The organism is Sphingomonas sp. H160509 (genome assembly GCF_024124765.2).
Classification (GTDB): domain Bacteria; phylum Pseudomonadota; class Alphaproteobacteria; order Sphingomonadales; family Sphingomonadaceae; genus Sphingomonas.
The window spans coordinates 1,255,543-1,277,876 of sequence record NZ_JAMXSR020000002.1; the positions used below are offsets into that span (position 1 = coordinate 1,255,543).

Annotated in this window: 18 protein-coding genes and 7 pseudogenes; 16 read left to right on the top strand and 9 right to left on the bottom strand. The window is 65.8% G+C overall.

Annotated features, from left to right (window positions below; genetic code table 11):
• Window positions 1-29: 29 nt before the first annotated feature.
• Window positions 30-1,865 carry an ATP-binding protein gene (locus NHF48_RS07805; RefSeq protein WP_446741126.1) on the bottom strand — a complete coding sequence of 612 codons (1,836 nt, stop codon included), beginning with the start codon at window positions 1,863-1,865 and terminating at the stop codon, window positions 30-32.
• Window positions 1,813-2,610 (bottom strand): annotated as a pseudogene (locus tag NHF48_RS07815) (PAS domain-containing protein); the annotation flags it as partial. The pseudogene NHF48_RS07815 and the gene NHF48_RS07805, both read right to left, overlap by 53 nt.
• Window positions 2,611-2,842: 232 nt before the next feature.
• Here NHF48_RS07815 and NHF48_RS07820 point away from each other — a divergent pair.
• Together NHF48_RS07820 and NHF48_RS07825 are read left to right on the top strand one after the other, a co-directional pair.
• On the top strand, window positions 2,843-3,247 hold the full coding sequence (locus NHF48_RS07820) for a DUF2147 domain-containing protein (protein WP_253070770.1): 405 nt from the start codon (window positions 2,843-2,845) through the stop codon (window positions 3,245-3,247).
• Between the two features lie 171 nt (window positions 3,248-3,418).
• Window positions 3,419-3,904 (top strand): Hsp20 family protein, encoded by a 486-nt coding sequence (locus NHF48_RS07825; RefSeq protein WP_253070771.1) that lies wholly within the window; start codon window positions 3,419-3,421, stop codon window positions 3,902-3,904.
• Between the two features lie 73 nt (window positions 3,905-3,977).
• Here the strand turns inward: NHF48_RS07825 and NHF48_RS07830 are convergent, their stop codons facing one another.
• The 3 genes from NHF48_RS07830 to NHF48_RS07840 form a co-directional block, all read right to left on the bottom strand.
• A complete protein-coding gene (locus NHF48_RS07830; protein WP_253070772.1) occupies window positions 3,978-4,250 on the bottom strand; it encodes a hypothetical protein in 273 nt (90 codons plus the stop codon).
• 248 nt (window positions 4,251-4,498) lie between these two features.
• On the bottom strand, window positions 4,499-4,711 hold the full coding sequence (locus NHF48_RS07835; protein WP_342454730.1) for a CsbD family protein: 213 nt from the start codon (window positions 4,709-4,711) through the stop codon (window positions 4,499-4,501).
• Between the two features lie 324 nt (window positions 4,712-5,035).
• Window positions 5,036-6,049, bottom strand: a complete 1,014-nt coding sequence (locus NHF48_RS07840) for a sensor histidine kinase (RefSeq protein WP_253070773.1) — start codon at window positions 6,047-6,049, stop codon at window positions 5,036-5,038.
• A gap of 213 nt (window positions 6,050-6,262) precedes the next feature.
• Between NHF48_RS07840 and NHF48_RS07845 the strand changes: the two are divergent.
• From NHF48_RS07845 to NHF48_RS07850, 3 pseudogenes are all read left to right on the top strand, one after another.
• Window positions 6,263-7,544 (top strand): annotated as a pseudogene (locus NHF48_RS07845) (NAD(P)/FAD-dependent oxidoreductase).
• A 144-nt stretch (window positions 7,545-7,688) separates the two neighbouring features.
• A pseudogene (locus NHF48_RS24855) lies at window positions 7,689-7,802 on the top strand (CoA transferase); the annotation flags it as partial.
• Between the two features lie 106 nt (window positions 7,803-7,908).
• Window positions 7,909-8,571, top strand: a pseudogene (locus NHF48_RS07850) (CoA transferase); the annotation flags it as partial.
• Between the two features lie 120 nt (window positions 8,572-8,691).
• Here the strand turns inward: NHF48_RS07850 and NHF48_RS07855 are convergent.
• The gene (locus NHF48_RS07855) at window positions 8,692-9,555 is read right to left on the bottom strand and encodes an HpcH/HpaI aldolase/citrate lyase family protein (RefSeq protein WP_253072366.1); all 864 of its coding nucleotides are present in this window, start codon (window positions 9,553-9,555) and stop codon (window positions 8,692-8,694) included.
• Window positions 9,556-9,787: 232 nt separating this feature from the next.
• On the opposite strand from NHF48_RS07855, the pseudogene cysD reads away from it, so the two are divergent.
• The 4 genes and pseudogenes from cysD to NHF48_RS07875 form a co-directional block, all read left to right on the top strand.
• Window positions 9,788-10,288 (top strand): annotated as a pseudogene (gene cysD / locus NHF48_RS07860) (sulfate adenylyltransferase subunit CysD); the annotation flags it as partial.
• Entirely contained in the window at window positions 10,248-10,826 is a 579-nt protein-coding gene (locus NHF48_RS07865) for a phosphoadenosine phosphosulfate reductase domain-containing protein (protein ID WP_263817025.1), read from the top strand. The pseudogene cysD and the gene NHF48_RS07865, both read left to right, overlap by 41 nt.
• Window positions 10,741-12,633 carry a sulfate adenylyltransferase subunit CysN gene (cysN, locus tag NHF48_RS07870; RefSeq protein ID WP_263817026.1) on the top strand — a complete coding sequence of 631 codons (1,893 nt, stop codon included), beginning with the start codon at window positions 10,741-10,743 and terminating at the stop codon, window positions 12,631-12,633. Before NHF48_RS07865 ends, cysN begins: the two co-directional genes overlap by 86 nt.
• A 5-nt stretch (window positions 12,634-12,638) precedes the next feature.
• Window positions 12,639-13,367: pseudogene (locus tag NHF48_RS07875) on the top strand (3'(2'),5'-bisphosphate nucleotidase CysQ); the annotation flags it as partial.
• Window positions 13,368-13,392: 25 nt separating this feature from the next.
• On the opposite strand, the gene NHF48_RS07880 reads toward NHF48_RS07875, so the two are convergent.
• Together NHF48_RS07880 and NHF48_RS07885 are read right to left on the bottom strand one after the other, a co-directional pair.
• Window positions 13,393-13,650, bottom strand: coding sequence for a hypothetical protein (locus NHF48_RS07880; protein ID WP_253070775.1), 258 nt, complete (start codon window positions 13,648-13,650; stop codon window positions 13,393-13,395).
• A gap of 39 nt (window positions 13,651-13,689) precedes the next feature.
• Window positions 13,690-14,571, bottom strand: a complete 882-nt coding sequence (locus tag NHF48_RS07885) for an aldo/keto reductase family oxidoreductase (protein WP_253072367.1) — start codon at window positions 14,569-14,571, stop codon at window positions 13,690-13,692.
• Window positions 14,572-14,666: 95 nt separating this feature from the next.
• Here NHF48_RS07885 and NHF48_RS07890 point away from each other — a divergent pair, with 95 nt between their 5' ends.
• The 6 genes from NHF48_RS07890 (at window position 14,667) to NHF48_RS07915 (ending at window position 20,231) form a co-directional block, all read left to right on the top strand.
• A complete protein-coding gene (locus NHF48_RS07890) occupies window positions 14,667-15,575 on the top strand; it encodes a LysR family transcriptional regulator (RefSeq protein WP_253070776.1) in 909 nt (302 codons plus the stop codon).
• A 58-nt stretch (window positions 15,576-15,633) separates the two neighbouring features.
• Entirely contained in the window at window positions 15,634-16,356 is a 723-nt protein-coding gene (locus NHF48_RS07895) for a response regulator (RefSeq protein WP_253072368.1), read from the top strand.
• An 11-nt stretch (window positions 16,357-16,367) separates the two neighbouring features.
• Window positions 16,368-17,735 (top strand): sensor histidine kinase, encoded by a 1,368-nt coding sequence (locus NHF48_RS07900; protein WP_263816817.1) that lies wholly within the window; start codon window positions 16,368-16,370, stop codon window positions 17,733-17,735.
• A 78-nt stretch (window positions 17,736-17,813) separates the two neighbouring features.
• Entirely contained in the window at window positions 17,814-18,536 is a 723-nt protein-coding gene (locus NHF48_RS07905; protein ID WP_253070778.1) for an EF-hand domain-containing protein, read from the top strand.
• A gap of 32 nt (window positions 18,537-18,568) precedes the next feature.
• A complete protein-coding gene (locus NHF48_RS07910) occupies window positions 18,569-18,727 on the top strand; it encodes a hypothetical protein (RefSeq protein ID WP_253070779.1) in 159 nt (52 codons plus the stop codon).
• A gap of 208 nt (window positions 18,728-18,935) precedes the next feature.
• Entirely contained in the window at window positions 18,936-20,231 is a 1,296-nt protein-coding gene (locus NHF48_RS07915; RefSeq protein WP_253072369.1) for a glycoside hydrolase family 130 protein, read from the top strand.
• A gap of 197 nt (window positions 20,232-20,428) precedes the next feature.
• Here NHF48_RS07915 and NHF48_RS07920 read toward each other — a convergent pair.
• Window positions 20,429-20,935 (bottom strand): annotated as a pseudogene (locus tag NHF48_RS07920) (cysteine hydrolase family protein); the annotation flags it as partial.
• Window positions 20,936-21,017: 82 nt separating this feature from the next.
• Here NHF48_RS07920 and pncB point away from each other — a divergent pair.
• A complete protein-coding gene (gene pncB / locus NHF48_RS07925; RefSeq protein ID WP_253070780.1) occupies window positions 21,018-22,322 on the top strand; it encodes a nicotinate phosphoribosyltransferase in 1,305 nt (434 codons plus the stop codon).
• Window positions 22,323-22,334: the final 12 nt, after the last annotated feature.

Sequence of the window (22,334 nt, forward strand, 5' to 3'; positions counted from 1 at the left end):
CCTTCGCCCGCGGATCGGCAGCCTCTCCGTTATTCCGCCGAGCCGTCCGAACTCCTGTCGGCGCTTCCCCAGCCCGCCGCCTTGCGCAGTACGCGCGACAATTGCTCGACCGAATACGGCTTGTGGAGCAGCTCGAACCCGTGCGTACCGTCCTGCGCGAGGATATTGCTGTACCCCGACGTCAGCACGACCGGCAGGCTCGGATGGTCGGCGCGGATAGCCTTGCCGAGTTCGATGCCGTTCATCCCCGGCATCACCACGTCCGAAAAGACGATATCGAAGCGCGAGGCATCCTTGCCCAGCTCCGCCAGCGCCTCCTGCGCATTGGCCGCCCACACCGTCACATAGCCAAGCTCGGCCAGCGACTGGGTGGTGAACGTCCCGACTTCCCTGTTATCCTCGACGACCAGCACGCAGGTTCCGTGACCGTCGGCCAGCGTCTGGACGGTGTCGTCCTCGGCGAGACGGTCGCTCTCGTCGACCTGTGGCAGATACAAGGTGAACGTCGCGCCCTCGCCCGGCGGGCTTTCGACGACGATGTCGCCCTCGGACTGTTTGGCGAACCCGAACACCTGGCTGAGCCCGAGGCCGGTCCCCTGCCCGACCCCCTTGGTCGTGAAGAACGGCTCGAAGATCCGTTCCAGTTTCTCGGGTTCGATGCCGGTGCCGCTGTCGGTCATCGAGATCGCGACATAGCGCCCAGGCACGGCCGGGTGCGAGCGAACGGCGGGTATGAACGATGCGGGCCGCACCGCGATAAGGATATGACCCGCGCCGTCCATCGCGTCACGCGCGTTGACCGCCATGTTCACCAGCGCGGTATCGAGCTGGCTCGGATCGACGTTGGTGAACAGCGGCGTCTCGGGCACGTCGATGTCGATGACGATCCGCGAGCCCGTCAGCGTGCCCAGCATATCGGCGATGACGCGCAGGCTATGCCCGACGTCGATCACCTCGGGCTGGAGCGCCTGTCGCCGCGCGAAGGCGAGCAGCTGCCCCGTGAGTTTCGCGGCACGATCGGCCGTATCGGAGATCGCGTCGATATAGCGTTCGCGCCGTTCCGCGCTGAGGTCCGGACGCTTCAGCAGATCGGTCGCCGACCGGATGACGGTCAGCAGATTGTTGAAATCATGCGCGACGCCGCCGGTGAGCTGGCCGACCGCTTCCATTTTTTGCGACTGGCGCAGCGCGTCCTCGGCATGCTGGAGCTCGCCGGTCCGCGCCACGACCTGCTGTTCGAGCGACGCGGCGAGAGCTGCAAGCTCCTGCTCCGTGCGCCGCCGCTCGGTCGCGATGCGCGTCCGCTCGGCGACCTCGCGAACGAACGCCACCTCGTCCGCGCGCCATTGCCGTGCACGGCCGCTGCCGAGGTAGAGCATCGCGACCAGCCGTCCGTTTTCCATGATCGGCATGTTGACGATCGCGCGGACGGAAATCGCCTCGAGCGCGGCGACCGTCGATCGCGTCCGCGGATCGGTGTGCGCGTCTTCGATACACACCTCGTCGCCATTTTTCAGATCGTCGATGTACGTTCCGAAGCTGCGTAGATCGAAGCTGCCAAAAAGGGGGCGCGACGCGCGGCGCACTCCAGTCGCGCATGATCGTGAGCGTGTCGGCGTCGATCTCGCCATAGCCCGCTCGGTCCGCCCCGACCGTTTGGCCGATGATCCGCGCAGCCGCGAAGGAGATATCATCCGGTTCGTCCGTGTCGCGAAACACGTCGCCCAGTTCGACGAGCGCCGCGCGCATGATCTCGCTGCGACGCTGGTCGGTAATGTCGGTCGAGACGCCGGCGATCCGCAACGCCTCGCCCTCGGTGTTGAAGAAGGGCTGGCCGCGCGAGGCGAGCCAGCGCAGTTCTCCATCGCGGCGATAGATGCGGTAGATCACGTCATAGTCGGTGCCCTCCGCGACGCAGCGACGGACTTCGGCAACGCTTTTCGCTCTATCCTCGGGATGGATCGCCTCGAGCCGGTCCTCGTAGGTGAAGGGCTCGTGGCTGGGGCGGCCGAAAATTTCCTTGCACGTATCGGAGGCAGTCAGCTGCTTGCTGGCTATCTCCAGGCTCCAGGTTCCGAAGCGCGCAGCCTTCAACGTGAAGGCCAGCTCGCGCTCCTGCTCCTGCTGCATCCGCAACCGGTCGGTCAGCTCGGCCAGAAGCGCGGCGTTGCTCGATTCCAGACCTTGCAGCCGTTCGCGCTCGAGCGTCACATCGACCTGGCTCGCGAAGAAATAGGCGAGCACGCCTTCGGTATCGTAGACCGGCGCCAGCAACAGGCGGTTCCAGAACAGCTCCCCGTCCTTGCGGTGGTTCTGGATGTCGATCTCGATCGGCCGGACCTGCCGCACCGCCTCGCGGATTTTAACGACGGTCGCGGGATCTGTCTCCGGCCCCTGCAGGAACCGACAATTACGGCCGAGGATCTCCGCCCGGCTATACCCGCTCAACCGGCAGAACGCGTCGTTGGTGAAAACGACCGGATTGTCGGGCAACCGGGGATTGGTGATGATCATCGGCATCCGCGTGGCCCGCACAGCCGCGACGAACGGATCGGTGCCGACGTCCTGCGCGATCAGCTCGGCCGCGATCCGCTCGGCATCCGCCGTCATCTTCGGGGCGCTTTCGGCGGCGCTGTCGATGATATCAGTCAAAACAGTTTACTCATCGATGATCACCAATCCCGGTATCTAGGGTAGCGACCAAATCATCGCAACGCCGACCATTAGATACTGAGCCAAATCAGCCGCATAGGTGGCAATCGAAAATCCGGTTTTACCTTTTCGACAGGGCTCGAAGCGAGGTTTGGCACGTTCGATCCGGCAGGAAGTTCGAGAGGATGACATGCTTTTCAAATATTCGGCCGCAATTCTGGCACTCTCGCTAGTCGCCGCGCCCGCCGCGGCACGGACCCCGCCGCCCGCCGGGATCTGGGCCAACCCGCACAACACCGTCCACGTGACCTTCAAGCGCTGTCGGGATGCGATATGCGGGACGGTCGTGTGGGCGAGCCGCACTGCGATCGACGACGCGCAGCGCGGCGGCGTCGACCAGCTCGTCGGCGAGGAACTGTTCCGCGATTTCGTCGAGGACGAGCCTGGTCGATGGAGCGGCGAGGTCTTCATTCCCGATGTCGGCCAGACCGTGTCCGGCACGATCACGCAGATCGATTCCCGCACGTTGGTCGGCGAAGGCTGCATGTTCGCGGGGTTCGGCTGCAAGACGCAGGCGTGGAAGCGCATCAAGTAGCGGATCGCCGCCGCTCGCGACCGGTGCAAAAATTTCGTTCGGCAATCTTGACGCCTTGGCACGCGAAATTATTTCCCCGGTCGCCGGACGCGTCGATCGGTCCGGCGACTGAGGGCACCGGCTTTACCGGTGCTCCTCGTGCTCAGATTGCTCATGAGGGAGGATTTGGATATGAGGACGAACTTCGACTTTACGCCTTACCGCCGTTCCACGGTCGGTTTCGACCGGCTGTTCGACTTGCTGGAAGCGACCGCGCGGACCGATACAGTCGATGGCTACCCGCCGTTCGATATCGAACGCGAGAGCGAGGACAGCTATCAGATCACGCTCGCCGTCGCCGGGTTTCGCCCCGACGACATCGAGGTCGTCGCGCAGAACAACCAGTTGACGGTCAGCGGGCGCAAGCCCGACGAACGCGACGACGGCCGCTTCGTCCACCGCGGGATCGCGACCCGTGCGTTCGAGCGCCGCTTCCAGCTTGCCGACTTCGTGCAGGTCCAGAATGCGAGCTTCGACAACGGCCTGCTGCGCATCGCGCTGAAACGCGAAATTCCCGAGGCGATGAAGCCGCGCCGGATCGAGATCACCGGCGCCGCAGCCAATGATCGCAGCGGCGATCGTCTCGAAGACAAGCAGGCGGAACGCTCCGCCGCGTAACGGGAATGACGACTGCCAGCCCAAGTGCTGGCAGTCGTTCTTTATTCGGGGGCTATGTATTCGAGCGCCCGGTTTAGCGCGGCGGCGGCATCTGGACGTGAATATCGGCCGCCGAGGGCACGACATGGTTCGGACGAGCGGTCATCCGTAGCCATCCGCCGCGGACCATGACGAGTGCTACGCCTGCAGCGATCACCGCCAGCCCGAACTCGATCTTGCGAAGCGTATCGCGGTTGCGATCGTCGGTATTCCAGACCTTGTCCCAGTCGTCGTCGGATCGCTGCTCGCGGTGTCCCACGACGAGGTTGGAATCGTAATCGGTTTCGTAATCCGTATGATCCGTCATGCGGTCCTCCTCTCCGACGTCCGATCGACATAGCGCTTCAGCAGCGCGACCGTGGATCACGGTCCGCAATTGCAGCGCGTTGGTGTGCGTGGTTCGCGATGAGGTCGTCGGATATTCGATCGACCAGCCGCGGCGTGTTTATCGGTAGCGCAACGATCGAGTGCGCTTGGTGTCGTACGTCTTCGGTAACGCGAGTGAAGGTATAGCGGCGGGAGCGATCATGCGCCCCCGCCGCGACGCGCCGTGGCTTACTTGCCGCGGAGCGTGTTGATCAGGGCGATACCCAGTACACCGGCAAGTGCTGCGGCGGTGAACGGACGTTCCTTCGAGAACTGGCGGACATAGTCGACCAGCGGACGGATGTTCTCTTCGACGACGTCCTTGGCCTGGCCGACCGTCTTCTGGACGGTACCGGTCAGCTGATCCGCTGCGCCTTCGCTCTGCAGCGACTTGTCGCCGATTGCGCCGCCAAGGGTTTCCCTTGACCTTGCCGCTGACGTCCGTTGCTGCGCCGCTGAGGGTGTCGGTGTTCATGAATGATCTCCTTGGATACGTGGATGATGGGGCTTCAAACGACGAAGCCGGCGGGAATATCCCGCGCTGCTCCGCGCTGGTGAAAACGATAGGGGTCGCACGGGCAAAGGAGTTCGCGCTCCGGCAGACCCGAAACTCATATTGCCCAGAGACATAACCCATCGGACCGCGGATGTTTCCGCAGTATTCCTGCACCCGAATCAGGTACTAAACTACTATCCTGGTGATCGCGGCCGAGCGTTGAAGGCCAGTCAAGATGAAAGCCGGTCCCGCCGCATCTTCAGTGTGATGATCACCCCGCCCGTCGACCATTCATAGGCGATCGAGCCCCCCAGCTGCCCGGCAACGGTACGGCGGACGAGCTTGCTGCCGAAGCCTTCTCCGGCATTCGGGCTTTCCACTTCCGGACCGCCGCGTTCGAGCCAGGTCAGGATCACTTCGTCGTCGGTCGCGGTGCTGGACAGGTCGAGCGTCCCGGTCGGTGCCGACAACGCGCCGTATTTCATCGAGTTGGTCGCGAGTTCGTGGATGATCAGCCCAAGTCCGGTCGCGGCATTTTCCCCGACGCCCATGCGCTCGACCGCGACGCGGATGCGGCCCTTGAAGGCGCCCATGTCGTCATAGGGGGCCAGCAACACCGAGAGCAAATCGCCCAGCAACGCCGCGTCGCCCTGCCCGCCCGGCAGCGGACGGACGAGATCGTGCGCCCGCCCCAGCGCGCTCAACCGTTCGGTCAGTTCGCGCGCCATGTCCTGCGTATTGGGCGCAGTGCGCGAGGTGATCGCGGTCAGGCCGCTCGCGATCGCCAGCAAATTCTTGACGCGGTGGCTCATTTCACCGGCGAGCAGTTCGTTGCCCTCCTCGGCCTGCTTGCGACCGGTGACGTCGAGGAAGATGCCGAACATCGTCCGTCCGACGATCCCGACATCCTCGCCCTGCCCGCGTGCCGAGATCCAGCGGACCTCCTCGCCGATCATGATCCGGAAATCGGTCTCATAGCTGCCGAGCACCGCGCGGGTGGCGGCGAAAGCGGAGTGGACGCGGTCGCGATCGGACGGATGGATATGCGCCGACAATTCCTCGAACGTGACTTCGGCGCGCCACGGGAGGCCCCAAAGCTCGAAGCCACGCTCGTCCATCGTGAAGGCGTCGGTGTCGACGTTCCATGCCCACAGGGCGACACCCGCGGCGGTGACCGCAAGCCGCAGATGGTCGGAGTCCCACGCATGAGCCTTGGGTATTTCGGCAGTTCCGTCTGCAATCACTTCGGCAATCCCCGTCCGAGCGCAGAGCCCGGCCACGATGCCTAATACACATCGCGCGCGCTTTACGGTAACTTCGCACAAGTGGCGGTGTTCACCGCGCTCGACGGTATGCGGCCGCAGTTGAGGTCATCCGACATCGCCAATAGAAATGCGCACCACGAGGGCAGATCGGCGTGCTACTCGACCGGGCACCAGGTGGACGAGGGTAGCGATATGGACAGCATCACAGGCGATGCGCCGCGGGACACGACTGTGTTCGCCGATGTCGTCATCGTCGGCGGCGGGCACGGCGGTGCGGCATGTGCGATCGCGCTGCGCAAGACCGGTTTCGAGGGATCGATCCTGATCGTCGGCAAGGAGGCCGAGCTTCCCTATGAACGGCCGACCTTGTCGAAGGAGTATCTGTCGGGCGAGAAGGTCTTCGGCCGTATCCTGATCCGACAGGCGGCGTTCTGGACCGAACAGCGCATCGATCTGCGGCTCGGATCGCGCATCGTATCGGTCGATCCGGTCGGCCACAGCGCAACGACCGAGGACGGTACGACGATCGGCTATGGCCGGCTGGTCTGGGCGACGGGCGGGACGCCCAGACGACTGACCTGCGCTGGCCATCATCTCACCGGTGTCCACACCGTGCGCGACCGCGCCGACGCCGACCGGATGATCGCCGAACTGCCGGATGTCGGGACCGCGGTCGTGATCGGCGGCGGGTATATCGGGCTCGAAGCCGCCGCGGTGCTGCGCAAGTTCGGCAAGTCCGTCATCCTGATCGAGGCGCTCGACCGGGTACTCGCGCGGGTGGCGGGCGAAGACCTGTCGCGGTTCTTCGAGGCGGAGCACCGCGCGCACGGCGTCGACGTGCGGCTGGGGCAGTCGGTCGACTGCATTCTGGGCGATGACCGCGTCACCGGGGTCCGGCTGGGGGGACGGCACCGTCATCGCCGCCGACATGGTGATCGTCGGCATCGGCATCCTTCCCGAAGTCGCGCCCCTGATCGACGCTGGTGCGGCGGGTGGCAACGGCGTGGCCGTCGATGGCGTATGCCGGACGAGCGTGCCGGACGTGTATGCGATCGGCGACTGCGCGTTGCACGCCAACCGGTTTGCCGGTGGGGCGGCGGTGCGTGTCGAATCGGTGCAGAATGCGAACGACCAGGCCGCCGTCGTGGCGAAGGACATCGTCGGCCAGCCGGCGGTGTATGACGCGGTGCCGTGGTTCTGGTCGAACCAGTATGACCTGAAGCTGCAGACCGTCGGACTGTCGATCGGCTATGACGAGGCGGTCCTGCGCGGCGATCCGGCGGCGCGCAAATTCTCGGTCGTGTACCTGCGCGATCGCCGCGTCATCGCGCTCGACTGCGTGGGAGCGGTCAAGGATTACGTCCAGGGGCGCAAGCTGGTGGAAGCCGGCGCTGTGATCGACCGGGCCATCCTCGCCGACCCCGGCGTCATGCTGAAGGACATGGTGCCGCTGGACCCGCCGACGCTTTCTTGACTCCGGTTCGGCATCGGTCGCACCTTGCAGCCGAACAGCGCGGATATCGGATCGCATGGCAATGATGAGTATCGGCGCATGACGGCGCTGGCGGGCCTGCGGGTCGTCGAGTTCGCCAGCATCGGGCCGGGCCCGCATGCGGTGATGCTGTTGTCCGATCTCGGTGCGGAGGTGCTGCGGATCGAGCGGGTCGGCGGTGGTTTTCGCAATCCCGTGCTCGACCGCGGCCGCGCCCGGCTTGCGCTCGATATCCGCACGCCGGAAGGGCGAGATCGGGCGTTGGCGATCACGGACCGCGCCGACGTCGTGATCGAGGGGGTTGAGACCGGGCGTGATGGAGCGGCTCGGCCTGGGTCCGGAGGTGATGCTCGAACGCAACCCTCGGCTTGTCTATGGGCGGATGACCGGTTGGGGACAGACCGGACCGCTCGCGCAGGTTGCGGGCCACGATCTCAATTACATCGCACTCAGCGGCGCACTCGCGGCGATCGGCGCGCCGGGAACGCCGCCGCCGCCGCCGCTCAACCTGATCGGCGATTTCGGCGGCGGGTCGCTGTATCTCGTTACCGGTATCCTCGCGGCGCTACTCGAACGCGCGCGATCGGGACTGGGCCAAGTCGTCGATGCGGCGATCGTCGACGGTGTTTCGTCGATGATGGCGCTGTTCGCGGGAATGGTCCCGGCCGGGGTGATGTCGATGGACCGCGACCGCAATCTACTCGGCGGCGCGGCGCCGTTCTACCGCTGTTACACCTGCGCCGATGGGCGGTACGTCTCGGTCGGCGCGATCGAGCCGAAATTCTACGCGGAACTGCTCGATCGGCTGGGGCTCCCCGCCGACCTCGCGGCGGACCAGATGGTCGTCGAGCGCTGGCCCGAAACCGCGCGACGCTTCGCCACAGTGTTCGTGACCAGGTCGAGGGACGATTGGTGCGACGCGCTGGAAGGCACCGACACCTGCTTTGCGCCGGTGCTGGAACTCGACGAGGTGCCGACGCATCGTCACATGGCGGATCGCGGTGTCGTCATCGACGGCATCTGGCAGGCGGCCCCGGCCCCGCGGCTGTCCCGCACGCCGGGACGGATCGCCCCTACCTCCGACGGCGCCGCACTTCTGGCGGATTGGGGGTCGGCTAGAACGCCCGGATCACGCGCGCCCGACCTGCCGCAACAGATGCTCCGCACGCGACAGATGCGGTCGGTCGAGCATGCCGCCCTTGTAACCGATTGTGCCGACGCCGGGGTTCGCCGCGAACAGATCGACGATCGCCTGCGCCTTGGCAATCTCCGCCTCGGTCGGCGTGAAGGCTGCGTTGATCACGTCGACCTGCGCCGGATGGATCGCAAGCATCCCGCGGTAACCGTCACGCCGGACCTGCTCTGCGCGCGTCTTCAGCGTGTCGAGGTCGCGGAAGTCGCCCTGGATCGTCTCGATCGCGGTAACGCCTGCCGCCGCGGCCCCCAGCAGGCACATCGACCGCGCCAATTCGTAGGTGAAGCGGTAGCTGCCATCGGGATTGCAGTTCGCGCTAGCGCCGATCGAGTCCGCCAGGTCTTCCGCGCCCCAAGTCAGCGCGACCACCCGAGGCGCGCCCTTATAGTCGCCCGTGTGGAACATCGCTTCCGCCGTCTCGGTGATCAGCACGATCACCGGGGTCGACCCGATCGCGATGCCGTTCGCCGCTTCGAACGCGGACAGGTAATGATCGAGCCGTTCGACATCCTGCCGACCCGTAACTTTCGGCAGCATGATCCCGCCCGGACGCGCCGGCATGATCGCAGCGAGATCGGTCAGGGTATATGGTCCGTCGAGCGGATTGACCCGCACCCACATCCGCGCGCGGTGTGCGACGTGCGCGGCCAGCACGTCGTGGACGGTCTGGCGGGCGAGCGGCTTGTTCTCGGTCGTCACCGCGTCTTCGAGGTCGAACAGGACGATGTCGGCGCTACCTTCGATCGCCTTGGTCATCTTGCGCTCGCTGTCCCCCGGCGCGAACAACCAGGAACGCATTTTCAACGATGCAACGGACATGGCGGCATGGTCCCAGACGGATCGAAACAGGTGCGTTGCGTACGGCGTCGATCGCGAGCGGGCAACTGCAGCGCAGGGTTCGCCGCGAAATCGTGCATGGTGCGCGGTGCCGTCATTGGCGGCATGAGATAGCGAAGCGTTCCCCGACCGAAGAATGCATTGATTGCCGACACCGCCCTGCGCGGGGCAAACGGCGCCGCGGAGACACATCATGGCGAAGACACTCACCCATCTGGAACGGCTCGAGGCGGAGGCGATCCACATCCTGCGCGAAGTCGTCGCCGAGGCCGACAAGCCGGTGATGCTGTATTCGGTCGGCAAGGATTCGGCGGTGATGCTGCACCTCGCGCGGAAAGCCTTCTACCCGTCGCCCCCGCCCTTCCCGCTGCTGCACGTCGACACGACTTGGAAATTCCAGGAAATGTACAAGTTGCGCGACCGGATGGCGGCGGAAAGCGGCATGGAACTGCTCGTCTACCAGAATCCCGAAGCTGCCGCGCGTGGGATCAATCCGTTCGATCACGGTGCGCTCCACACCGACATGTGGAAGACCGAGGGCTTGAAGCAGGCGCTCAACCTGCACGGGTTCGACGCGGCATTCGGTGGTGCGCGGCGCGACGAGGAGAAATCGCGTGCGAAGGAACGCATCATTTCGTTCCGCACCGCGACGCATGGCTGGGACCCGAAGAACCAGCGCCCCGGAATTGTGGAACCTCTACAATGCGCGGAAATCGAAGGGCGAGAGCATCCGCGTGTTCCCGATCTCGAACTGGACGGAGCTCGACGTCTGGCAATACATCCAGCTCAACGACGTGCCGATCGTGCCTCTCTACTATGCTGGCGTGCGCCCCACGGTCGAGCGCGACGGCATGCTGCTGATGGTCGACGACGACCGCTTCCGTCTCGAACCCGGCGAAGTCCCGGTCGACCGTTCGATTCGTTTCCGCACGCTCGGTTGCTATCCGCTGACGGGTGCGGTCGAGAGCACGGCGTCGACGCTGTCCGAGATCATCCAGGAAACGCTGCTGACCACCACCAGCGAGCGCCAAGGCCGCGCGATCGACAAGGATGCCGGCGGCGCTGGCATGGGAAGAAGAAGAAGCAGGAGGGGTATTTCTGATGAGCGACATCGCCACGCAGGAGTCTGCCTACCAGACCGACGCGCTGATCGCGGAGGATATCGACGCGTATCTCGACCAGCATCGCAACAAGACGATGCTGCGCTTCATCACCTGCGGTTCGGTCGATGATGGCAAATCGACGCTGATCGGCCGGCTGCTGTACGATTCGAAGATGATCTTCGAGGATCAGCTCGCGGCGCTCGAGGCGGACAGCAAGCGCGTTGGCACGCAAGGTGGCGAGATCGACTTTGCGCTGCTCGTCGACGGGCTCGCCGCCGAGCGCGAACAGGGCATCACGATCGACGTCGCCTATCGCTTCTTCTCGACCGAAAAGCGCAAGTTCATCGTCGCGGATACGCCCGGTCACGAGCAATACACCCGCAACATGGTGACCGGCGCATCGACCGCCGACCTTGCCGTGATCCTGGTCGATGCGCGCAAGGGCGTACTGACCCAGACCAAGCGCCACAGCTATCTGGCGCACCTGATCGGCATCCGGAACCTCGTGCTCGCCGTCAACAAGATGGACCTGATCGGCTACGACCAGGCGCGCTATGACGAGATCGTCGGGGACTATGCGGCGTTCGCGAAGAGCATCGGCATCACCGCGTTCACGCCGATGCCGATCTCGGGGTTCAAGGGCGACAACATCTCCCTCAGGTCCGAAACCATGCCGTGGTACGATGGCCCGACGCTGATGGAGCATCTCGAAGCGGTCGATGTCGATGTCGACGACGACCAGGCCAAGCCGTTCCGCATGAGCGTGCAGTGGGTCAACCGACCCAACCTCGATTTCCGCGGTTTCTCGGGCCAGATCGCCGCCGGTACGGTTAGGCCCGGCGACGCGATCCGCGTGCTGCCCGGCGGCAAGACCTCGACGATCATCCGGATCACGACGCTCGACGGCGACCTCGACGAGGCGGTCGCGGGGCAGTCCGTCACGCTGTCGTTCACCGACGAGATCGACTGCTCGCGCGGCAACGTCATCGCCGCGTCGGACGCGCCGCCCGAAACCGCCGACCAGTTCGAGACGACGATCGTCTGGATGGACGACGAGCCGCTGATCGTCGGTCGCTCCTATTGGCTGAAGCTCGGCACGCAGATGATGTCGGCGACGGTGCGCGAGCCGAAATATCAGGTCAACGTCAACACGATGGAGCGGCTCGCGACCAAGACGCTCGAGCTGAACGCGATCGGCGTGGCGGAGATCACGACGGACCGCGCGATCGTGTTCGAGGCCTATGCGCAGGAAGGTGCCGCGCCGAACAAGGTGCTCGGCGGGTTCATCCTGATCGACAAGATCACCAATGCGACGGTCGCGGCGGGCATGGTCCATTTCAGCCTGCGCCGCTCGCAGAACGTCCATTGGCAGGCGACCGATATCGGCCGCGAGGCGCATGCCGGGCTGAAGAACCAGAAACAGGCGGTGCTGTGGTTCACCGGGCTGTCGGGCGCGGGCAAGTCGACGATCGCCAACGAGGTCGAGAAACAGCTCAACCTGATGAACCGGCACACCTTCCTGCTCGACGGCGACAACATCCGTCACGGCCTGAACAAGGATCTGGGGTTCACCGAGGCTGACCGGATCGAGAATATCCGGCGTGTCGGCGAAGTAGCCAAGCTGATGGCGGACGCCGGGCTGATCGTGCTCACCGCGTTCATCTCGCCGTTCCGTGCCGAGCGCGACATGGTGCGCGCGATGCTGCCGGCGGGCGAATTCATCGAGATCTTCGTCGACACGCCGCTCGATGTGGCGGAAGGTCGCGACGTGAAGGGCCTCTACAAGAAAGCACGGGCAGGCGATTTGAAGAACTTTACCGGGATCGACAGCCCTTACGAGGCGCCGCTGAACGCGGAGATTCGCGTCAATACGGTCGAGATGACGCCGGTCGAAGCCGCCGCGTTCATCGTCCGCCAGATCATGCCGCTTAAGTGACGGTCATGGAAAGCGACGTCCGTCTCGCCGAACGCGTCGCCACCGAGGCGGGGGAGATATTGCTCGCGTTGCAGAAAAGCAGCGGGCTGACCGGCAAGGATCTTGGCAAGGCGGGCGACGAGCAGGCCAACACCTTCTTGATGCGGATGCTGCGCGCGGCGCGGCCCGACGACGCGATCCTGTCCGAGGAAGAGAAGGATACCGGCGATCGCTGTTCGGTGCGCCGCGCTTGGATCGTCGATCCGCTCGACGGCACGCGCGAATATGGCGAAGGGCGGACCGACTGGGCGGTGCACGTCGCGCTCGCGATCGACGGCGTCGCCGTCGTGGGCGCCGTGGCGCTGCCGGGACTCGGGATGACGCTGACCTCGGGTTCGCCGAAGCCGCTGGAACCCGCGGGCGATCCGCTCCGCATGCTGGTCAGTCGCAGCCGGCCCGCACGCGAGGCGGTCGCGGTCGCCGAGACGTTGGGGGCGACGCTCGTGCCGATGGGCTCGGCGGGGGCGAAGGCGATGGCGGTGGTGCGCGGCCAGGCCGACATCTATCTCCACACCGGCGGGCAGTATGAGTGGGACAATTGCGCACCGATCGCGGTCGCGCAGGCGGCCGGGCTCCATGTCAGCCGCGTCGACGGATCGCCGCTCGTCTATAACTGCGCGGATCCGTATCTGCCCGACCTGCTGATCTGTCGGATGGAACTGGCGGCGCAGGTGCTCGACCTGGTGAAGGCGCTCCCCCCGCCTGAGCGGGCGGGCGGTATCAGCCGTCGGAGGGCACCAGCTCGACGAACTCGAAGTCATAGCGCTGCCACCCGCGTTGCACCGCGGCCTCGGCAAGTGCGTTGCGCTTCTTCTTCGCCTCGGCCAGCGATTTGGTGTGGCCCCAGAAGATCTCGGTCTTGCCGTTGGCCAGCACCGCGACGATCCGCCAGTAATGCGTGAACGGCGTCGCGGTCGGGCCGATCGTCTTCACATAGCCGTCGGGCAGCGTCGCGGTGAGGTAGCGTTTCTTGGCCATGACGCTGCCGTTAGCCGTCCGCCGCCCGGACGGAAATGCTTACTCGCTAGCGGCGTCCTTCCCGATGCGATCGAGTGTCGCGATCGCATCGGCTGGCAACATGATCTCCCCCGCCGCAAGATTCTCGCGCAAATGACCGACCGACGACGTGCCGGGGATCAGCAGGATGTTTGGCGAACGCTGTAACAGCCACGCGAGCGCGACCTGCATCGGAGTCGCGTCCAGATCGCGCGCGACATCGGACAGCGCAGTCGACTGCAACGGCGAGAACCCACCGAGCGGGAAGAACGGCACATACGCGATCCCCGCCTCGGCAAGGTCGTCGATCAGCGCATCGTCGTCGCGGTGCGCGAGATTATACTGGTTCTGCACGCAGGCGATCGTCGCCATCGCGCGCCCTTCCGCGACCTGCGTCGGCGTGACGTTGCTGAGCCCGATATGACGGACCAGACCCTGCCGCTGGAGATCGACGAGCGTCGCGAGCGGCTCGGCGATCGAGCCCTCGGCGGGTCCATGCGCATCGAACATCGCGCGCAGATTGACGATGTCGAGCGCTTCCAGCCCGAGATTACGCAGATTGTCGTGGACCGCGCTGGTCAGCTCCGCGGCCGAGAAGGCAGGATCCCATGAGCCCTCAGGTCCCCGCCGCGCACCGATCTTCGTGACGATCACGAGGTCGTCCGGATACGGATGCAGCGCCTCGCGGATCAGGCGATTGGTGACGTGGGGGCCGTAGAAGTCGCTCGTGTCGATATGATTCACGCATGCCTCGACCGCCGCGCGCAGGACCGCGAGTGCCGCGTCGTGATCCTTGGGAGGCCCGAACACGCCGGGGCCGGCGAGCTGCATGGCGCCGTAGCCGAGACGGTTGACGGTGCGGCCTGCGAGCGGGGCGGTGATGGTGATGCCGTGCGTGGTCATGATCCGGTCCTTTCGAAGTGTGACCTTCATATGGACCGCCTTGGCTGTTACGATAACGCGGCAGTATCGGCACGGGCTGTACGGGAGTACGCACAATGGCAGTCGACGCAGGCGATCTCTCCGCGTTCGTCACGGTCGCGCGGGCGGGCGGATTTCGCGACGGCGCACGGATCAGCGGCGGCAGTGCGTCGGGGCTGAGCGAGGCGGTACGCCGACTGGAGGCGCGGCTCGGCGTGCGGTTGCTCAACCGGACGACGCGCAGCGTGGCGCCGACCGAAGCCGGGGCGCGGCTGCTCGACCGGCTCGGCCCTGCGCTCGCCGAAGTCGAGGCGGCGCTGGACGTCGTCAACGGCTATCGCGACTTGCCGGCGGGACCGTTGCGGCTGAACGTACCGGTCAGCGCCGCGCGGTTGGTCCTGCCCGCGATCGTCCCGGCGTTCCTTGCCGCCTATCCCGATATCCGGCTGGAGGTGATCGCCGAGGACAGCTTCGTCGACATGCTCGCCGCGGGGTGCGACGCCGGTATCCGCTACGACGAACGGCTCGAACTGGACATGATCGCGATACCGATCGGTCCGCGCGAGCAACGGTTCGCGACCGCGGCGTCCCCTGACTATCTCGCGCGCCGGGGCACGCCCGTGCATCCCCGCGATCTGCTCGACCACGCCTGTATCCGCGGTCAGTTCTCCAGCGGCTCGATGATGCCCTGGGAGTTCGAGCGCGACGGCGAGATCGTCAAGGTCGAGCCCGGCGGACCGCTGATCGTGCGCGTCGGCGCGGCCACCGATCTCGCGGTCGATGCGGCGCTGGCGGGGACTGGAATCATCCACCTGTTCGAGGATTGGCTCCGACCGCATCTCGACGGCGGCGCGCTGGTGCCGGTGCTGGAACCGTGGTGGCAGCGCTTCTCCGGTCCGTTCCTCTATTATTCGGGACGGCGGTATCTCCCGGCACCACTGCGCGCGTTCATCGATTTCGTTGCAGCCCGACGCGGGCAGCCATGAGCGGCCTCGATCGACCAACAGAAATATGCCGAACACACTTGCCTTGCAGGACGGCGGCATGATCCCTGCTTCCGTGCCCGACCTTGCGAAACCCGTGCTGCTGGTGGTCGATGACGACCACATGATCCGCACGCTGCTGGCGGAGAGCCTCGGCATGCACGGCTATCAGGTCGAGACCGCGACGAACGCGCAGGAGATGGACGGCGTGCTCGCGCGGTGTGCGGTGTCGCTGATCCTGCTCGACGTGATGATGCCCGGCGAGGACGGGCTATCGGTGTGTCGTCGCTTGGCGCGGACGGGGGCACCGCCGGTTGTGATGCTGAGCGCGCTGGGCGACGAGCCCGACCGGATCCTGGGGCTGGAGATCGGTGCGAGCCATTATCTGTCCAAGCCGTGCAGCCCGCGCGAGATCCTGGCGACCGTTCGTGCCGCATTGCGGGCGCGCGAGATGCAGGATGCTGGGGACAGCCGCGCGTTCGGGTTCCTCGGCTGGCGCGTCGATTTCGCGGCGCACGAGCTGTTCGATCCCGACGGCACGCTGATCGACCTGACCGACGGCGAGTTCGCGGTGTTGCGCGCGTTCGTCGAGCGACCACGGCGCGTGCTGGCACGCGACGCGTTGCTGGAAGCGGCGCGAGGCCCCGACACCGACGCCTTCGATCGCGCGATCGACGTCCAGGTCAGCCGCTTGCGCCGCAAGCTGCGCTCGCACGACGACGAGATCATCCGGACGATCCGCAACGAGGGCTATTTCTTCGTTCCCCGCGTGGTGCGCCTGTGATGCGCCACCCGATGACGACAGCCGGCAAGATCGACCAGCCGATACGGCGTACCCCGCAGCGGTCCTGGCCGATGTTCCTGCGCATCTTCGTGCTGGGGCTGACGACCGTGCTGCTGGTCCAGATCCTGAACTTTGCGATCGTGCTGCTGATGCCGCCGCCTCGGCCGCAGATCTTCACGGCCAACCGCGTCGCTGCGGTGGCGCGGACAGGGCGCGATCCGACCGGTCAGTTGAAGGTCGAGATTGCCACCGGCCCGCCCCATCCGACCGACAATCCGCGCGACGCTCGGCTCGCCGAATCGATTGCCGCCGATCTCGGACTGGCGCGAACCAAGGTGACCGTCGAGACCGAACGATCGGCGATGCCGCTGTTCGCAGGCGCACTCCGGCCGCCGCTGCCGCTCGGCATGGGCCGTTCGGGGCATCTGCCGCAATCGTTCGATAATGCGCTGTTCGGCCCGTTCGTCGTGTCGATCGAGATGCCGAACGGCCGGTGGCACGTGATCCGGCCGACGCACACCACGATCGGCCCTTGGCGTATGCGGATCGTGCTGTGGTTCCTGGTTGCAATGGTGGTTGCGGCCGCGGTGGCATGGGTGATGGCGCGGCGCGTCGTAAAGCCGATTGCGCTTTTTGCCGCCGCCGCCGAGCGTCTCGGTCGCGATCCCCGCGCCGAACCGCTGCCGATCGTCGGCCCGCCGGAGATCGCCGAAGCGGCCACCGCGTTCAACTTGATGCAGGAGCGGCTGAATCGCTATGTCGAGGATCGGACGACTCTGATCGCCGCGGTCGCGCATGATCTGAGGACGCCGTTGATGCGGTTGTCGCTGCGCCTCGAAAAGGCGCCCGACGATATCCGTGCGGCAAGCGAGGGCGACATCCAGGAGATGAGCGAGCGGATCGGTTCGGCGATGGCGTTCGTCCGCGACATGACCCGGCATGTCCGCCGCCAGCGGCTCGATCTCCGCTCGCTTGCCGAGAGCGTCGCGGATGATTTTGCCGATCGCGGCGATGCGGTGGCTTTGCTTCCGGGTGACCCGCTCACGCTGGAGGGCGATGCGCCGTCGTTGAAGGCGCTGATCGCGAACCTGGTCGGCAACGCGGTCAAATATGCCGGCCATGCCGAAGTGGAAGTGCGCAGCGAGGGCGGGGTCGCGATCGTCGAGGTGTGCGATTCAGGGCCGGGCATGGCGCCAGCGGATCTCGCCCGCGCGTTCGAGCCGTTCTTCCGCGCCGAGCAATCGCGCAATCGCGACACCGGCGGCAGCGGGCTTGGCCTCGCCAGCGTCCGCGCGGTGGCGCGCGCGCATGGCGGCGATGCGACGATCGAGAACCGCCCGGGCGTCGGGTTGCTCGCGCGGGTGACGTTGCCGATCTGAACTGCGCGAGCGGTCAGCCGAAACATCGCGGCAACGATCGCCGTGTCAGACGAATATCACGGCATCTCGGGAGATTGCATGCGTAACGTCCTTTACCTTGGCATCGCCGCCGCATTGGCCGGATGCTCATCCCAGACGCCGCACCCACAGGGCGGTTATGGTCCGGCACGGGGCCGCGGCCAGTTGTTCATCAGTCCGATGGGCGAACCGTTCCGCGCGTCACTCAAGCCGGGCGCGGCACAGGACCTGTGGTTCGCGGGCGCCGATACCGATGGCGACGGGAGGATCACGATGGCCGAATTCCAGCATGACGCCACTCGTTTCTTCGCGGTGCTCGATCGCGGCAAGGACGGCGAGATCGATCCCGACGACATCGCCTATTACGAAAACGTCCTGGCCCCCGAGATTCGCGTGGCATCGGGCGGACGCGGGCCAAGGTCCGAAGGTGGCGGGCGAAGTCGTGGCGGCCGCGGAAGAGGTGGCGGCGGGTCCGGCGGTCAGGGCATGCAGTTCGGCAACGGCGACAGCAAGAAGGGCGCCACCGCCGTCCACGAACGCATCGGCGCCGCGCGCTACGGCTTCTTCGACTTGCCGGAGCCGGTGATCGCCGCCGATGCGGACCTGAACCGCGGCATCGATTCAGGCGAGTTTGCCAAGGCTGCGGCAACGCGCTTCGCCGCGCTCGACCGGAACCATGACGGCGCGCTGACCCACGGCGAACTCCCACGCGCGGGCGGCGAGACGTGGCGCAACGGCTCGGACGAACCGACCGCCCCGCCTCCGGAACGTCGCGAGCCCTGACGCCATCGGCGCGGCATTCGGTTCAGCCAAGCATGCCCGACACGATCCAGCGACGACTGACCGCGGACTTGACGATCGCCGCGCCGCAGCACCGGCAGGCGGAGCGCTGGATCGGCTCGCTCTTCACGTCGCGGTGCCGGGATCGCGGCATGTGGCGGCCGATCGCACAATTGCCGGGTCGTGATGGTTGAGCCTGCATACCGCGTCCTTCGTGCATCGGTCGTCGAATGATCGAGCTGGCGGTGTGACAGGCGAAGTTTTCCGCGGTGTTTCGGCAGCCGCGCGTGACGGGGAATTCATGTAGCCATGGCGGCGGTTTCGGCGTTCAGTGCCGGGCACCCCTCGCGGTGTCGTGGCGTCCATTTCGACGCGACGACAGCGCGTCACCTGGAGCCGACCATGGCCGAAGCCGAACTCGTCGCCTTTTCCAATATTCAGTTGCGGCCAGACCCATCGCGGACCGTCATCCGGCCGTTCAACATCGAATATCCCGGCGCGTTCAAGGTCGATGGCCACCCCCGCGCCGTCCGCGTGATCGACCGCGTTCTGTCGCTCTCGCCCGACGAACTCCGCGCCGAGCGTCGTCGCGTGATGGAGTCGCTCGACGAACGCCATCGCGATGTCGACGAGCTTCTCCTGCACCGCTTCGGCGAGATCATGGCGGTGCTGAAGGACCCGCGCGAGATCGACACCGACCAGAAACTGCTGATCGGCGCCTATCTCAGCGGTGAATATTCGTTCGAGGCGGCCGCGCTGTTCAACCCGAGCATGGTGCTCGACCCCGATCAAGCCAACGCCCCCGAAGGCGGCCTGCGCTTCATCCTGTCGCTACGCGGGATCGGCGAAGGTCATGTCTCGTCGGTCACGTTCCGCACCGGAAGCTGGTCGCCCGACGACGGTTTCTCGGTCGATCCCGCGAGCCAGACCGCGGTGCCGCCGCGGGTCACACCGACGGATCAGGGTGCGACCGATGGCGGTCCCACCCGACTGGAATGCGGTGGCAGTCGCGAATTGTCGGAGACGGTGATCTTTCCGATCCTGCCAAGCCAACATCAGGGGATCGAGGACCTGCGGCTCGTCCGTTTCGAGGACGCTGGCAAGGTGCAGTATCTCGGCACTTATACCGCGTTCAGCGGCTCGGAAGCGCGCTGCGAACTGCTCCGCGGCGAGGACTTCAAGACGTTCGAGATGCAACCGATGCGCGGCGCGGTCGCGGCGACCAAGGGCATGGCGCTGTTCCCACGCAAGATCGACGGGCGCTATGCGATGCTCGGGCGGCAGGATAACGAGAACATCTGGTACCTGACCTCGGACGACCTGCTGACCTGGGACGGTGGCACCAAGATCGTCGAGCCGAAATGGCCGTGGGAATTCATCCAGATGGGCAATTGCGGCTCACCGATCGAGATCGACGAGGGCTGGCTGGTGCTGACCCACGGCGTCGGCAGCGTCCGTAATTACTGCATCGGCGCATGCCTGCTCGACAAGGCCGACCCGACCAAATTGCTCGCGCGGATGACCGATCCGCTGATCGTGCCGAGCCCGGCCGAACGCGACGGTTATGTGCCGAACGTCGTGTATAGCTGCGGCGGAATCGTCCATGATCGCACGCTGTTGCTGCCGTTCGGGGTGGCCGACAATTTCGCCTCGTTCGCGACGGTGGATGTCGGGCGGCTGCTCGCGGCGATGGCGTGAAGGCGAGCCGACCGGCAGTCGGCACTAGCATGTTTCCCCGCGAAGGCGGGGACCCAGCCTGGGCTCCCGCCTTCGCGGGAGAACAATCTTACGCTGCGTTCGGCGTACTGGCCCGTTCGACGATCAGCCCCGCCCCCTGCAAAATCTTCCGCGGCAACCGCGTCGATCTGTCGCTCGATACCGCGCGTGAGGCCCGCCGGCACGGTCACCACGAAACCCCGCGCGAGTAGTCCATCGACCGCCCAACGGACGCAGTAATCCGCCGCGACACCGATTACCGTGACCTCGGTAACGCCACTTGCCGCCAACGCCGCGAAAAACGCCTCGCGCTCAATAGTCGGCCTCTCGGCATCCCGCGCATCCTCGATCGCCAGACCCGGTTCGGCCCACATATCGAACACCCCCTTCTCGATCCGCCACGCCGGGATCGCCGGGTCGACCAGCGCGACGTCGAGCATGTTGCCCCACCCTCGCGTCCCCCGCACGCAGTGGATCGGAAACATCTGCGCCTCGGGCGACGCGGCGTAGGTCTCGGCGAAATGCGTGTCGAACGTGAACAGGACACCGGCAACTTCGTCAGGCGTGAGAGCCGATAGCCACGCCTGCATCGGCGCGACCAAATCCGCCGCCCCCGCCACGCTCAGCGCGCCCTCGCCCGCCATGAAATCCCACTGCGTATCCACCACGACCACGAACCGCGCCATCGCCCATCTCCCTTGCCCGCTGCTTGACACAAACGCGTCTTCTCGGACACCCGGCCCCTACGCAACGCAGGAGCCCATGCGCATGGCCGTGACCGATATCGCCACCCGGACGTACAACCACAATTTCCGGCTCGATCCGATCGTCCGCAGCCTGCTCGATACCGATTTCTACAAGCTGTTGATGTTGCAGATGATCCGGCAGGCCTATCCCGACGTCAACGCCACCTTCGCGCTGATCAACCGGACCAAAACGGTGCGGCTGGCGGAGATCGTCGACGAGGCCGAACTGCGTGCGCAGCTCGATCACGCGCGCACGCTGCGGTTCGCGAAGAAGGAGCTGATCTGGCTCGCGGGCAACAGCTTCTACGGCAAGCAGAAGATGTTCGGGCCGGAGTTCCTGGCGTGGCTCGCGGAGTTCCAGCTGCCGGCATACGATCTGCGCAAGGTCGACGGGCAGTATGAACTGCATTTCGAAGGGCCGTGGAGCCACACGACGATGTGGGAAATCCCCGCGCTGACGATCATCAACGAACTGAAGTCCCGCGCCGCCCTGCGTGATCGCGGCCGGTTCGCGCTCGACATCGTCTACGCGCGCGCCAAGGCCAAATTGTGGGAGAAGGTCGAGCGGCTGCGCGAGTTGCCCGACCTCGTGCTGTCGGACTTCGGCACGCGGCGGCGGCACGGGTTCCTGTGGCAGCGCTGGTGCGTCGAGGCGCTGAAGGAAGGGCTCGGCGACCGGTTCATCGGTACGTCGAACGTGCTGCTGGCGATGGACGCCGACCTGGAGGCGATCGGCACGAACGCGCACGAGCTGCCGATGGTCACCGCCGCGCTGGCGAACAGCGACGCAGACCTCGCCGAAGCGCCGTACCGCGTGCTCGAGCATTGGCGGCAACATTATAACGGCAATCTGCTGATCGCCCTCCCCGACGCGTTCGGGACGACCGCGTTCCTGCGCAACGCACCGCACTGGCTGGCGGAGTGGACCGGCTTCCGTCCCGACAGCGCGCCGCCGATCGCGGGCGGCGAGCAGATCATCCGCTGGTGGGAGCAGCAGGGTGTCGATCCCAAGACCAAGCTGCTGATCTTCTCCGACGGGATGGACATCGACACGATCGAGCAGACGTATCGCCATTTTCACGGCCGCGTGCGGATGAGCTTTGGCTGGGGGACCAACCTGACCAACGACTTCCGCGGCTGCGATCCCGATGGCGCGGCGGCACTGGAGCCGATCTCGCTGGTCTGCAAGGTGATCGCCGCGAATGGCCGCCCGGCGGTAAAACTGTCCGACAATCCGGCGAAGGCGACGGGCGAACCCACGGAGATCGCGCGGTACCTGCGGGTGTTCGGGGAAGCGGATCGCGCCGCGGCACCCGTTTTAGTCTGATCACCTGCGTGT